This is a genomic window from Corynebacterium glucuronolyticum DSM 44120 (genome assembly GCF_030440595.1).
Lineage (GTDB): Bacteria > Actinomycetota > Actinomycetes > Mycobacteriales > Mycobacteriaceae > Corynebacterium > Corynebacterium glucuronolyticum.
The window spans coordinates 1,979,174-1,993,313 of record NZ_CP047452.1; the positions used below are offsets into that span (position 1 = coordinate 1,979,174).

Consider the following 14,140-nt stretch of genomic DNA (forward strand, 5'->3'; position numbering starts at 1 on the left):
TTCTGGTTAGCCTGCCACCGGCAGGTTGTTGAGAATGGTGAGAATCTTGCCGTTCTCACCGTCACGGACGGCAACACCAACCTGGACTGTGCCGGTAGCTGCCGCCTTACCATCGGCTGCCGCAAACACGGCGGCACCCGCCTTGATTGCCTTCGCGTCACCATCAACAACGAGCTTCACAGCGACGTTGCCGTAATGCACGGCAACATTATCGGGGCGAAGCTGGTCCTTCGGGTCGGCGATCTCGGTGACTGCACCGAAGATGGCACCTTCCGCGCCGGCGTGCTTCACCTTGCCGTCTTTGATGGCCACGAGGTGGCCCTTTTCTACGCGGGTTGCAGCCTCATAGCCAATGGGGCCACCCGTGTACACCGGATTAGACATGGTTGTTCTTTCCCTTCTTGGCTCGAGCCGCAGCCGTTGCCATCAGATTTTCACGTGTTTCTCGACCCTCACGAGCCGCTTCCTCTACTGCCTCCGCACCGGAGTTGCCCAGTTCAGCGACTGGGACGGTGTTCTTCGGCAGGGACCCCCAGGAACGCTGGTATGCCTGCGGGTCAGCCCGCAGCGCATCCAGTGCCTTGAGGCGCATAGCGGCTGCGAAACGCCCTGCTGCGATATCCTCGTCGACGCGGGCGGCGTTGTTCTTCTCGTCAAGCTCCGCCTGCGCCTTACCGAAGTTGCGTGCCACCTCGTTGAGGTAATCGAAGTGGGCACGCGGGACTTCCACCATCTCCCCCAGCGGGTCACCAGCGGGCGCCACATCAGGGTCGATAGCAGGCTCGGACGGGGTCTCCTTGTCGACCTTGTCGGCGGCTACCACATTTACCTTCACGGTGATGGTTTCCTCACCGACGGTGATGGCCAGATCGGTGGTGTCACCGACCTTCACCTCATCTGTGGCACGGACGGTGACAGCACCTGCGGCACCGACTTCGCAGGTGAAGCCATCACCGACCTCAGCGGTGACCTCGGCTTCATCATTTAGGGGCTCCGTGGGGTCCACCTCGACCTTGCCGGTCGGTACGACCTCCACTTCGTCCGGGTATTCGGCCGTCACAATCGTGGCGACCTCAATCTGCTCATTAAAAAAGCCGGAGAGCGCGTTTCGCACTTCTTCCGGCTTCTTGCCCAGCTCCTGGGCAAGCTGATTCAAGACATCCATCTTGGCTCCTTTCGGCCCATCACTGGGCTCATCATTGACATCCCCCCGCACACCGCTGGGGATCTTCGGCGGCGGGGCTGCCGCACGATTCGCAAATTTGAACCGGCGACGCATCGACGCAGCAACCGGCTCACGCGCGGACTCCTGCTTCTTTGACTCAAGCACCCCGTCCGCCAGCCCAGCCGCAACCGCCTCATCGGCGGCATACCACGTCTCTGCCGACATGGCTGTCAGCCAGTCCTCTACCGTGCCACCCGCCTTCTCTGCGTAAATGTTGGCCAGTTTCTTATCCTGGCGTTCCAGATCCTCCAGCGTCTTGCGGGCATCATCAGCATTACCGTCCATGTAGGTCATGGCCCGGTGAATCATCATCTCCGCTGACGGGCGCATAAGCACCTCATCCGCGCCACCCACCGCAATAAAGCTCGCAGCGGACGCCGCCAAAGATTCGACAATGACGGTCACCTTCCCCGCATAATCCTGCAACGCGTTCATGATCGCAATGCCCTCATAGACATCACCACCACCGGAGGAGATGCGAACGGTCACATCCTCCCCGTCTGCTGCATCAAGCTGGTCAATCACGGCCTTTGCAGTGATCTCATTCTCTGGTTCAAAAAAATCAAACCCAATAGGGCCGTACATCAAAATTTCAGCCATTAGCGCACCTCCCCAGTGCTCGTTCGTCCTGTTATCCGGTCAATGTAGGCAGCAAGAATCTCATCTCCCGATGGCAAGGAATCCACTGGCTGCCTGGCCGGTGACTGCATGGAGGACTCCTCCGAAGGCACCGGGGCATCATCAGAGAGAGACACTCCGATAGCTTGCTCCGCATCGCGCAGATTCTTCTTCGCCTTCAGCGCATCAAATAGCTCGCGGGCCTTCGGGATACGGAACGTCGAACGCACCCACCCCTCCAGGTTCGGCTCCTTAGTCAGCACGCCCTGGGCTGCAAGCTGCGAAATGTCACCCGGAGTCAGATCCTTCTGGACCTGAATCCGCGTCGACGTCACAAGTGGCAAAGGGCCCTCATAATCCGGGAACGCAATATGCACCAGGTCAGCCACAATATGCTGGCTTGCGATGTCATCGATCCACTCCGACAAGGATTGCAGCCCTTGGATGAATTCGCCCAGCTGAACATTGGCCAACGCGTATGATCCACCCGAACCTGTAAGGTTCAAATGCGTGGCGTTGCAGGAGATAGCGATCTGATTGCCGTGGAACTCCATCGCACGCTGAATATCCGGCAACTGGCCAGATACGCCCTCGACGGGCATGTCCGCACCAGGCGGCAGCGAGTACGCGGTGACGGCACCGGCCGCATAAGATTCGGCCAATTCCTGCCCACGGTCCAGTTCCTCCTGCACCCGGTCCGGCTGCGTCAGCTGGGAAGCCTTATATTTCGGGATCCCCATGCCGTTACGTTGCAACACCAATGAGTTCAACCGGGTGAGCTTCATCAGCTCCAGCCAATTGTCCCGCGATGCCGCGAACACCGACGTGCCCTGCCATGTGGCATCACGCTCACCATGCCGATAGGCCACAAGACGATCCACGGGGATGAACACATCCTTGCCACCCTTGGCACCCATCTGGGTAATCCCCTCAAGACCACCATCAGCACCGACATGGATCTTCCGAATCGACAAATTCGGGCGTGGAGCAAGCTTGCGAAGGTGATTCCGACCATCGGAGCCAACATCGTAGACCTGCTCGAAAAACTCAACACCAGTGAAAATCGCATCGACCGCCATCTTCACATGCTCATTGAAAGACACCCGTCCAGTAAGCCGCGGGGCTTGCCCCTCCTGCCCCTTCACCGGCAAACGCAAATCAGACGACACCAACGCGACCACCTCATCGGGTGCCCCGTTCGGATCAATCGACCGCGCTGCCTGCTCAATCGGCTTCCGGATAGCATTCTCCACCTGAGCAACCTTCGCCGTGGACCGCATCTCCACAAGCTCCCACTGCCTAGCCCACCACGTCATGCCCGGGCGCGTACCAATCCTCGGCGCAAACCTCGGCATACTAGCGTGACCAACCTCGGAAACTCGCTGCTGCTTCTCCAACGCTCACACCTCCTCGCTTCTTCTCATGCCTCACTGCAAACCGAGGCAAAGCCCCCACAGGGTTCATCTTCACTTCCTCAACCTCAATAGCCTTACGCCGCCCAGCCGCATACCCAGCAAGAAAATCATTCAACCCCCACACCGCAAACGTCGCAGCGACAAGACTAGGAACCTCGCCCGAGAATCTATCAATAGCGGGGTACTTGCCATCTTCCCCACGAAGAACAGCAACCCCTAACTCCTTCACCCATTGCGGATTCCCATCATGGGTCAGAGTGCCATCACGTACAGCCTGCTCAAACGAGCGCCACGCAGCCGAAACCCGCGCCCCCGTCATGGCCACCACCTCAATCCCCTCACGAGCAAGAGGCGCCTGCAGCACCCCAGCAGGAGAATCCTTATCCAAAAGAACTGAGCACGGACCACACCCATCACGAAAATCAGCAATCGCCCGGACAGCGTCATCGACCACCAAGGTCGGGGTCGTATGAAGCAGCTGAATATGCACACCGCGTACGGTCTGCCCCGCCGACACGAACGACACCAGGCCATCATCCGGGGCTGCCTCCACCGCAAGAACAAGTTTCCCCACCTTCACCTCACGGTCGACGGCCAACCGCCCCCAGCGTTCCATGGGCAGGATCGGCACGAAATCCTCACGGTCAATCTCCGAATCCCATTGACACAAATGCTCAGTGCGGAACGCAGCCTCCGACTTCGACTGGCGGAAACCAGCCAACCGTGCAAGCGTGATACGACCGTTACCCAAGTCAGGATTTGCTTCACGCCACCCATCTTGGTCATCAATATCCTTGTCGGGATCAGCTGACCACTCGAAAATCGCGATACGCGCATCCCGCCATGTGCCATCCTTGATCGGTGCAGTCGCGCGCTCACGCGTCTCACGCAGTACGACCGAATGGTCACCGCCCGCATTCGACGTCGCAACGATCAACCCGTTGTCCGGCACCGTCGTGGTGGCCTCCAACGAATTCACACCAACGTAGGTCTTCTGGGTACGCAGCTCATCAATGTAAAGCAGATCATTCGTGTCACCACGACCGGCGTTCTCGTCAATTCCCACCGGCCTGTAACGCCTCCGCCTATCCTTCGACCAGAACGCCTGCCCACCCTTCGAGTGATCTACCCGCCCCAAAGACCGGGACAGCACAGGATCCAGTTCAATCTCAAGCAGAATCTCATTCCACAGGTCAATCGCCTTATTCAGCGTTTGCGCCGCAGCCATAATCTCCGGAACCCGACGCCGGAAAAAGAAGTACTTGATCAGCTTCTTCACGAAGTCAGTCTTGCCGTTCTGACGACTGATCAGGATGAGGACGTAGGTGAACCGCAGCCTGCCATTCGGGATCGGACGGCCACCCTTGACCACCGGCTGGGCGTAAAGTCGCTCGACTTTCGCCAACTCAACCTCTGGATTATCCTCCAGCTTGGCGAAAGCAACAGCATCCTCTTTGGTCAGCACCTCAAGGACGTGAATACCCAGCCATTCCTGGTAGTCAGACAGTGGCGAGTGCAGGATCTCACGGCAGAACCAAGCGAAATCGTATCCCCAGGTGGCATCCGACTCGGAGAGATCTCGCAGAGGTGGGGTAAATATCCTCGGCAGCGTCAACGTCACGCCAGCCACCTCCTACCTGTTAGAAGGGCTCGACCTCCTCGTCGAGCACCAGCAAGCCTAGCTTCTGTTTTCCCTCAGGATTAAGCCCAAGACCGGTCAAGACCTTGTTCAGGGTCGGGTAGGCGCCGAATGTTGTCTTGTCGATCCTCGCCTGGTCTCCTGAAGCATTAGCTTCGTCTATGTATGTGGCCAGTTCGCGGGCCACTTCGATGCTTGCTTGGTCGTCGGCAGTCAGATGTGTGGCTGCTGCGACGGCTCCGTCCACTGAATCGAGCATTTTTCCCATGTCAACGCCTCCAGGTCGTCTAAATATCCTGTTATCGCCTGCAATCGCCCGAATTGCTGTGTCTACTCGCGCGAGCCCCCGTTCCAGCTCAGAGAGAGAACCCGAGACTCTGTCCAGTGGCCGGGAGGGGGAGTCCCTCCGGGCGGGCTCAGATTTTTTGGCCACCCCTATCAATCCATGCCACGACTCTACCAGTCGGCCAATCCAGCGAGCCATCAATAGGCAACTGCTCATGCGCCGCGTACCACTCCGGTCCGTGCTCAACCCACGAGCCCGGCTGACTCATCTTTCGGTTACACTGCCGGTGAAGCAAACGCGCAGCTAAATGGCCTTTATCCTGCTGTAAATGGTCCGCTTCAAGCGCAGCGCCGTCGAAATTCCGCGCCGAATCCTTGTACATCGGCCGGCCGCAGTAGTCACACTCGGTACCGTCGCGAAGGCTGTACAGGAGTTGCTGTCGTTTGACCTTGTGAGCTGCGCCGTAGCCTCGTTTCGCGGCGGATTCTTTCTTCTTAGGCTTAATCTCACGATGCTTAACGGTAACGCTGTGACCTTGGGCTTTTAGCCTGCTGGCGAGCTCCTCGGCGACAGCGACGGAACGGTGTCGACCCGCGTTACAAAGGGTGGTTACGGCAGTGAATTCCCCCAGCGCGATTTCCTTCTCCCACTGGTCGAGCTTATCCTGAATTTGTGGGAGAAGCCATTCTTTTACCAGGCGGTTCGTGCCGTCACGTGGCATGAGCTTCGGCACATCATAAGGGTTCGGTAGACGCGATGCGTCAATGACGTAGCCGTTTCTTGGTGTGCCTGCGAGTTTTCCGGAGGTGATCTGAATCAAGCGTTCTTCATACCTCCCATAAAGATTGGTGCCAGCATCCGGGTCGAGATGAAACTTCGGCGGGTGCGCGTTGTGCGCTCCTCAACCCTTGGAATGTGATGCCGGCAAGTCTATGCATAACAAAACCCCCGGTTTCCCAGGGGTATCATCACGTCGATTATATCAACAACCGTGACAGTCCACAAGACCCACACGCAAAATTTCCTCCAACTTGTAATAGTTGCGCCCACCCTGCACGTAAGCCGTAATCTTCCCCCGCTTCACCCACTGCCTCAACAACTCGGGCGAAACATCATACCCACGCTGCGCTAGCAGCGGACAGATAACCGATGAGGTCATCCGAGCCTGCGCCTGCGGAGCACCGGCCTCAATCCCCTGCGAGCGCTCACGCAGCTCACACTCCCTCGCAATAAAACCCGCCTGCGTCACCATCAATTCGACCAAGTCCTCGACAACGGGGAACCGCTGGACAATCTCATCCGCTTCCCTCCACAGGTGCGCGCACACCATCGGACCGGTAATCGGTTCAATCACCCGATCCCCCCGCGTAGTGTAGGACAGCGCATCATGAGCCATATTGAGTAGTCCACCCGGTATCCGCTCATCCAACCGCTCGTGCAGCAAGCAGTCCTCAAGGTTAAGCCCCCAATCCCTATCCGGGGTTGGCGACGCCGGACCAAAGTGAGGAACCATTTTCCTGACGGGTTTTGGCTTTACAGGGCGCTCAGCTTTGAGTGATTCGAGCTGAAAAAATGCTTCTTTCAGAGCTTTTACAGCTGATTGGAATTCATCAATTGTGGTCACTGGGGGTCTCCTAACTCTGCTTTCACAGCGCTGATCAGCTGCTGCTGGGTTGCTGATTTTGTGGCGAGCGCGCGGGTAACACGCTCGTCGATGGTTCCCCGTGTGACGAGATGAATGATACTTACCGGGTGGGTTTGCCCCTGGCGGTTCAGACGGGCGTTAGTCTGCTGGACGAGCTCCAGTGACCAGGGGGTGGTCACCCACACCAGGATATGCCCGCCTGCCTGCAGATTCAACCCATGACCAGCACTAGCGGGGTGGATAAGGCCGACGGGGATGCGGCCCTCATTCCACGCTGTGAAATCCTCGGAGCTCTCCAACGGCCGGGCATCGGGGTAGGCCTCGAGGATCCTCTCGCGCTCGTGCTTGAACCAGTAAGCAACTAGCACTGATGCGCCATTGGCAGCTTCGATGACGTCACCGAGGGCGTCTATTTTTGCTGAATGTATCGGTTCCCAGCCGGTCTGCTCGCTGGTTATTTCGTCATAGATGTAGATGGCGCCGGATGCGAGCTGCATGAGCTTGCCGGAAAGCGTTCCGGCGTTGCCGGCATCAATGACAGTATCCCTGACCTGAACAACCATGTCACGCTTGAGATTGTCGTACAGGGCTTTTTCCTTCGGCTGCATGGCGACCTCATGGGATTGGTCAGTTACCTCCGGTAGTTGGAGGTAGTCGGCGGTCTCCATGGAGATGGTGATATCGCCGATGAGCTCGTATATCTTCTCCTCGGAGCCTGGCATGATGAGCCATTCATAGACTTGATGTCCGTTAGATTTTCCCGGCCGGAAGAACCGCTCACGGTAGTGGGTGATGAACCTTCCGAGACGCTTGCCACCGTCAAGGAGCCGGAACGGTGCCCACAAGTCGAGGAGGCCATTGGAGGAGGGGGTGCCGGTCAAGCCGACTATCCGCCTGATGCGTGACCGTACTTTCGTTAGGGCTTTGAAGCGTTTGGCCTTGTGATTTTTGAAGCTGGACAGCTCGTCAATGATGACCATGTCGAATGGCCAGGCCTTGCCTAGTTCTTTGACCAGCCAGGGAATGTTTTCTCGGTTGATGATGTAAATATCGGCTGTATGGTTAAGGGCGTCTCGGCGCTGTTTCGGGGTGCCGACGAGCACTGAGTAGGTGAGCGCTTTGAGGTGGTCCCATTTTTGTAATTCTTGTGGCCAGGTGTCGCGGGCGACACGCAGCGGGGCAACGATGAGAACCTTCTCCACGGCGAAATAGTCATTAAGCAGCTCGTCTATGGCTGTCAGTGTGATGATTGTCTTGCCGAGGCCCATTTGGAGAAAGAGAGCTGCTTCTTGGTGCTCGCAGATGAATTCAGTGGCGTAGGCCTGGTAGTCGTGAGGTTTGTATTTCATTGATCAGCTCGTCTATTTGTCTTTGACTGTTGATGGTGCGGACCGTGAATCCGAGGGCGCGTAGCTGTTCGTGGCGTCTCTTTTGGATTGGCCGGAGGTGGCCTCTCGATGCTTTTAGTTCGACGAAGATGACTTTTCCTCCGGGTAAGAGAAGAAGTCTGTCAGGCATTCCTGCGGTACCTGGAGAAGTGAGTTTGACAGCTCGTGCACCGATCCGTTGAACCTGTTTTCTCAGGTTTTGTTCGATTGACTTCTCGTCCATTTTTGGCCTTTCTGGGACAAAATCTAGGCGAATCCATATAGTTCTCTGTATTAGGTGTTTAGGGGTGTATATATACCTATTTTCACTATCTATATCGTTTCCTAGTATTTTCTTGTCCCTCTTGTCCCAAAAGAAGATAAATAAAGAAAACATAGAGGTTATAGCCGTTTTTATGGTTGGACAACCTTTGGGACAACTCGGGGACAATCCGGTTTTCCATTCTTTTTCCTTGTCCCACCGTTTTCCTCGTTTCACGCTTGGGACAACCTTGTCCACGTCGCCTGTCCCGGCTCGTCCCGGCTCGTCCCAGTAATGAATGTTCGAATATTATTGGCTACCGCCCGGGGCCTTGCGCCGGTACACACGCTGCCTTCCATAGAGCGGAACACGCTCACGCGATTCACTCCTCTCCCACCCCTTTATCTGCTTCATGATGGACGCAATCTCATACGAATCCTTTCGCTGTAGCGCTGCTGGCTCATTACCGAAGCACTCCGCCCAAATCTCCGGGTTCGTTACCGTAGCTCGCTCCACCCCGTCTGTGACGCCGGCCATTCCGAATTCCCCACTTGCGCCACTGAGATACGCGCGGCGTTGATGCAACGGCATCATATCCCAGTCGGCGGGAAGCTTCTTTTCGAGGAAGTCAGCGACAAGCCCCACACGGTCATCGGTCTCTATGGCGTCATCTTGCTGCACGCGGGCAAGCTCAGCGACCTCACCCGTGAGGTGCAAGGGTTCCCCAGCCTTGTAGTACGTCAGCGCTTCAGCCCAAATTTGCTTCACCTCTTCGTCGGTCACCTCCCATGCCTTCTTCTCCCCGACGCCGGTGACCTTTACGGGGCTGAACCGGCGGTTACCGGTGATGTCGCGAAGGAAGCCGTCCTCGGCGTTGGTGGTGCCGACAATGATGCACTGGCGGGGGTGTGATTCTACGACACTGGCGTAGGCGGGGCGGTATTTGTCATCCGTCCTCGAGATGAAGGACTTGACGATTTCGACCTCCATCTTCCGCATGCCGGAGAGCTCGCCGATCTCAATGATCCAGTGGCCTTGCAGCTTCTCCGCACCCGTCTTGTCCTTCATATCTGTCATGGTCAGCGCATCAGAGAACCACTCTCCGGCAAGCTTTGCGAAAAGCGTGGATTTACCAACGCCCTGCGGACCGTTGAGGATGAGGACCTGATCAAACTTGATGCCTGGCCTCATGACGCGGGCAATCGCAGCCACAAGCGTCTTCCTTGTCACAGCGCGGGTGTAGATGTTGTCGTCTGCTCCCAGGTAGGTGACTAGTAGGGTGTCGACGCGCTCCACCCCATCCCAGGGTGGGAGAGCCTTGAGGTAGTTGCGGACGGGGTGAAATGAACGGTTAGCGGCCACAGCAATCAGGGCTTCCTTTGTTTTCGTGGGGGCGTACAGCCCCGTGTAGGTGTGCTCGATATAGACCTTGAGCTGGGCAAGATCAGTGTCTGTCCAGGCTTGTTTGGTGCGTTTCCATGGCAGGGGCTCCCCGGGGAGAACGTCGATATTGGAGGCGTGCTCGTTCCAGGCGATGGCGTGCAGTTTTGGGTCGTTTCCGAGGATGGTGACGAAGTTGGAGAGGGAATCTTGCAGGGTACCGTTCTTTTTCAGGTCAAGTTGGGTTTCCCATTCTGGGTCCGGCTGGGGCTCACTGTCACTGTCACTGTCACTGTCGGTGAGGACGCTGAATTCGGCGGCTGCCTGCTCCTGACGCTCTGTGGCCAACACCCGCCTGGTGGCCTTATCCTCCGATGCAAACTCGGTCATGAGCTTGAAGGAGGGCAGCCGGTTGGTGGGCGTCTTTGGCTTAGCTGCCAGTGTCTCTTCATCCTCGGTGCTGTATCGGTGGATGCGGACGAGGTCGAAGGCGTTGACAAGCTGCTCGCCTGCCGGGTCGGTGGCATGCCAGCTGTAGGAAAATTTCCCGTCATAGGTGACCACACCGGCGACGGATTCGCCCGGCACGTAGGAGAATCGGCCGTCACCTGCTTCGGTGTAGACCTTCTCCCCCAGCATGGCGATAGCGTCCTCAATCGTGTGGGCGCGGCAGAAGGCACCCACGAGGCCGGGTTTTTGCAGCGGGTCTGCTTGTTTTCCGGCCCTGTCCTCGATGGCCAAGGTTTGGCGGGAGGAGGTTGGCCACGTGGAGACGTCACGCCAGTCGTCGTAGCGTGCGAGCTGCTCATCGGGGTCAAGCCATGGCCCCTCGTGGTGGTGGTAGAGGAATTCACCATCCTTGGGGTGCGATGGCCAATACATCATTCGGTGGGGCTCATACGTGGTGTCATCGAAGTAGTCGATGCCGACATCTGCCGCGATGCGTCGGCCAAGTGCGGGGTACTCGTCCTCGCTGACATCCCGTGACAGGGGGATGACGAGCCGGAGCCTGGGCTCGTCAGGAAGGTGCGAGTGCGTGGAGTAAACGGCCCATTCGACGGTGAGGAGGAGTGGCAGGCGCTCGAGAAGATCCACGGGGGGCGTATCAAGGTCAAGGCTCAGCACCGAGCGGGATAGGACGTGGCCTTTGCGCCTACGACCCTGCGCCAGGTGCCCACCGACGAACCCGCCCACGTCTTTCCACTCGGCGCGCTTTGCTTTGGCGGCCTTGTGGTACTCAGTGACCGTGTCGACGCCGACGTGTGGGGCGGAGAGTTTTTCTAGGAGTTCTCCCCAGCTGGTGAGGGTGTTTTTCCAGGTTTTGGCGAGCCTTGTTGGTGCGGTCGCGACCTTGAGCTCACGGCTCATGATGATCACTCCTTAGCTAATCTTTTTGGTAGAAGGCACATTCGTAGCCGTCTGCTTTGACGGGCAGGCCTGCTGCCCAGGAGGGGGTTTGGGACATGAGCGCGCACAGGGTGTCTATGTCTGCGTCCATGGGGGTATCGACGACCATCTCATCGTGAACGTGCATGACAATCCGGTAGCCCGCGTCTGTGACGGTTGTGAGGGCATGGGCGAGCAAGTCGCGGGCGACAGCTTGTGTGATGTTCTCGGTGAGCTTCCCGCCATAGGTCTCAATCCGCTGGAATTTCCGGTTGACGCCTACACCTAAGAAGGTGATGGACGGGTTGCCCCACTTGTTCTCCCCTATTTCGGCCTTCGGGTAGTGCAGGCGTCGGCCGGATGGGAGAGTGATGCACATCATGTGCTTGTCGAGGGTGAATTCCACCCCGCGGACGGTTTGCGGCTTGCCGGTTTTGATCACCTTGATGGCTGCCCGGTTCACCTCGTCCCAGTATTTTGTGACCATCTGGTTTGCACCCCGCCAGTCCTCTACGATGGGTTGCAGTTCGTCTTCTTCGATGCCCATTTTGAGGGCTCCCATCGCTTTGAGGGCACCGGGACCGCCACCGTATCCGCAGGCGAGAACAGCGATTTTGCCTTTTTGTCTTAGGTGGCCATTGATGCCATGTTTTTCGACGGGCACACCGAACATCGCTGAAGCGGTGTGGCAGTAGAGGTCTTTGCCTTCCTCGAAGGCGGTGAGGGTGGAGGTTTGGCCAGACAACCAAGCTAAGACCCTCGCTTCGATGGCGTTGTAGTCGGCCACAATGAACTTATGGCCATTGCGGGGGATAAACGCGGTGCGGATTAGTTGGGACAGGGTGTCTGGGAGGGAGCTATAGAGGAGGTCGACGAGGTCTGCGTCGCCTTCACGGATGAGGCCGCGGGCGGTTGCGAGGTCGGGCAGGTGGTTTTGTGGGAGGTTTTGCACCTGGATGAGCCTTCCTGCCCAACGTCCTGTGCGGGCTGCACCATAGAACTGGAGGAGACCGTGCGCCCTGCCGTCGTGGCACGTGGCGCGCATCATGGCTCGGTATTTTTTGACGGAGCTTCTCGCGAGTTCTTGGCGCAGTTCGAGGACGCGTTTCACGTCACCGGTGGCGGTTTCTAGGGCTTCCGCGATGGCTGCCTTGGCGAGGGAGTTCAGGGGTTGTCCTTGCTCTTCTAGCCACCCGCGCAGCTGCTGCACGGAGTTTGGGTTAGCAAGGCCGGTTATTTCGCAGGCTTCGGCAGAAAGCTGCTCGTGGTGGTGCTCATCGGCCTTGACGGCCTGCTCGGCAAGCTCTAGGTCAATGTAGATTCCGTTGTCGTTGATGGCCTGGTCAGTCGCGTACTGGTCCCAGATCCAATCCTCCAACGGCCAGGGGTTCAACTTCTCGCGGATGCCGAGCTCCACCTCGACGTCGCGGACGTTGTACTCGCAAAAAACTTTCCAGTCCTCCGGGTAATCCTCCGGCCGATTCTGCGGGTCACGCTGGGGGTTAAACAGGCTCGCCTGCTCCCGGTTGTGTGGCACGCAGAATTTCTGGATAAGCTTCTTGCCCTCCTCCATTTTTTCGATCTCTAGGCCGAGTGCTTCGGAGGCCTTGGCAAGTGAGACGGGCAGCCCAAGGGCACCAGCCCAGACCATGGTGCAGCGCCACCCGTGAGGGTTGAGGAATTCACCGGGGGCGAGGATTCCGGCGTCACGCGCCCAGCGGGAGAGACAGACGCGCTCGAAGTTTGCATTGAACGCCCACTTCGTGACATTTTCATCGAAGAGCGCTTTGATGACGGCCTGGGGGATCTTCTCACCCTGGGCGAGGTCGACAAGCTTCACGGGCCCCTCATCTACGGAGTAGGCGAAGAGTAGGATCTGGAAGTCGTCAGCATCGGCGTACCTGTAGGCGCCACCCTTGGCGATGTCGTTTGAGCTGTACGTTTCGATGTCAATTGAGAGTGTTTTCGTGGCTGTCCTTACTTGTTGAGTGCTATGGCCCATGCGGGGATCGGGTGGCCATTCAACGATGTTTCGCCGTCAAGGATGGCCTTGGCCACGTCTAAAAATTCCTGTTGGCAAACGTCACCTATGTCTTCCCAGTGGCGTCGCGAGTAGAAGGCGGTCTGGCATTGGGCTTTGATTTCGTATTGCTTGTGGATGCGTTTGGCGAGGGTGAGGGCGCTAAGTGTCATTTGTGAGTAAAGAAAAAGAGGGGGTTTAGTGTGGGGATAAAAAGGGGGGTGGCCCTCCCAGACAGGCCGTCAAAGGAGAACCACCCCTACCGGCGGCAGTCAGCTAGCCGAGCAGATCATCTGCATCATCAGAATCAAAACCACCACGGTCATCATCGCCATCGTCGAGGACAGAGAATTCATCCTCCGCCATGATGGTGTGGCCACCCAGGGGCTCACCGTCCTTCACCTTCTGGATATTGCCAAGCCCCGCAGCGATCCCCTTCTTGCCTTGGAAGTTGAAGGGGTACAAGCTGATGGAGACGTTGACGTAGCAGCCTGAGTAAACCTCGGAGCGGTCCATGATGGGCTTTGCACGGCGATCCACGATCCCCGGAGCGTCTTTGGAGGAGGCGTTCAGGAACATAGAGTCGGCGTAGGCTGCATCCTCGTCGCGTTCCAGGTCGCCGTCACGGAGCGGGAGCTTGAGGACTGCGTCCTTGGGGCGCTTGCCCTCGAATTTCTTTGCCACACCCTCGTCGATGGCTTTCTGGATGGCCTGCTCGATCTCCTCGATGGTCTTGGTGTCAGACTTGGGGATGATGAGCGACGCGGAGTACTTGGGTTCGGAGTCGCCAATTGCTTTGGGCTCCCAGACGTGCTCGTAGGAGAGGCGGGCGGGGATGATGATACGGATAGACATGTTTTAAGCCTTTCTGTGCTTGTGTCTTGTACTTGGGGGTTT

At 57.7% G+C, this 14,140-nt stretch carries 12 protein-coding genes; all 12 read right to left on the reverse strand.

Annotated elements, in window-relative coordinates:
- Positions 1–6: 6 nt before the first annotated feature.
- Positions 7–384 carry a hypothetical protein gene (locus CGLUCO_RS08715; RefSeq protein ID WP_084036357.1) on the reverse strand — a complete coding sequence of 126 codons (378 nt, stop codon included), beginning with the start codon at positions 382–384 and terminating at the stop codon, positions 7–9.
- Positions 377–1,825, reverse strand: coding sequence for a head maturation protease, ClpP-related (locus CGLUCO_RS08720; RefSeq protein WP_084036356.1), 1,449 nt, complete (start codon positions 1,823–1,825; stop codon positions 377–379). Before CGLUCO_RS08720 ends, CGLUCO_RS08715 begins: the two co-directional genes overlap by 8 nt.
- Complete coding sequence (locus tag CGLUCO_RS08725; protein WP_084036355.1) at positions 1,825–3,198, reverse strand: phage portal protein family protein; 1,374 nt, start codon at positions 3,196–3,198, stop codon at positions 1,825–1,827. The genes CGLUCO_RS08720 and CGLUCO_RS08725 overlap by 1 nt, the downstream gene beginning before the upstream one ends.
- 1 nt (position 3,199) lies before the next feature.
- Positions 3,200–4,879 carry a terminase large subunit domain-containing protein gene (locus CGLUCO_RS08730; protein ID WP_084036354.1) on the reverse strand — a complete coding sequence of 560 codons (1,680 nt, stop codon included), beginning with the start codon at positions 4,877–4,879 and terminating at the stop codon, positions 3,200–3,202.
- A gap of 19 nt (positions 4,880–4,898) precedes the next feature.
- A complete protein-coding gene (locus CGLUCO_RS08735) occupies positions 4,899–5,165 on the reverse strand; it encodes a terminase small subunit (RefSeq protein ID WP_143336875.1) in 267 nt (88 codons plus the stop codon).
- Positions 5,166–5,313: 148 nt separating this feature from the next.
- Positions 5,314–6,003, reverse strand: a complete 690-nt coding sequence (locus CGLUCO_RS08740; RefSeq protein ID WP_084036352.1) for a RapZ C-terminal domain-containing protein — start codon at positions 6,001–6,003, stop codon at positions 5,314–5,316.
- A 162-nt stretch (positions 6,004–6,165) separates the two neighbouring features.
- Positions 6,166–6,807, reverse strand: a complete 642-nt coding sequence (locus CGLUCO_RS08745; protein WP_084036351.1) for a MerR family transcriptional regulator — start codon at positions 6,805–6,807, stop codon at positions 6,166–6,168.
- Positions 6,804–8,177, reverse strand: a complete 1,374-nt coding sequence (locus CGLUCO_RS08750; RefSeq protein WP_084036350.1) for a DEAD/DEAH box helicase — start codon at positions 8,175–8,177, stop codon at positions 6,804–6,806. The genes CGLUCO_RS08745 and CGLUCO_RS08750 overlap by 4 nt, the downstream gene beginning before the upstream one ends.
- A 589-nt stretch (positions 8,178–8,766) precedes the next feature.
- Positions 8,767–11,205, reverse strand: coding sequence for a virulence-associated E family protein (locus CGLUCO_RS08755; protein WP_084036371.1), 2,439 nt, complete (start codon positions 11,203–11,205; stop codon positions 8,767–8,769).
- Between the two features lie 16 nt (positions 11,206–11,221).
- A complete protein-coding gene (locus CGLUCO_RS08760; protein WP_198481381.1) occupies positions 11,222–13,225 on the reverse strand; it encodes a DNA polymerase in 2,004 nt (667 codons plus the stop codon).
- Positions 13,201–13,416, reverse strand: coding sequence for a hypothetical protein (locus CGLUCO_RS08765; protein ID WP_143336923.1), 216 nt, complete (start codon positions 13,414–13,416; stop codon positions 13,201–13,203). The genes CGLUCO_RS08760 and CGLUCO_RS08765 overlap by 25 nt, the downstream gene beginning before the upstream one ends.
- Before the next feature lie 103 nt (positions 13,417–13,519).
- Positions 13,520–14,098 (reverse strand): DUF2815 family protein, encoded by a 579-nt coding sequence (locus CGLUCO_RS08770; protein WP_084036483.1) that lies wholly within the window; start codon positions 14,096–14,098, stop codon positions 13,520–13,522.
- Positions 14,099–14,140 lie beyond the last annotated feature (42 nt).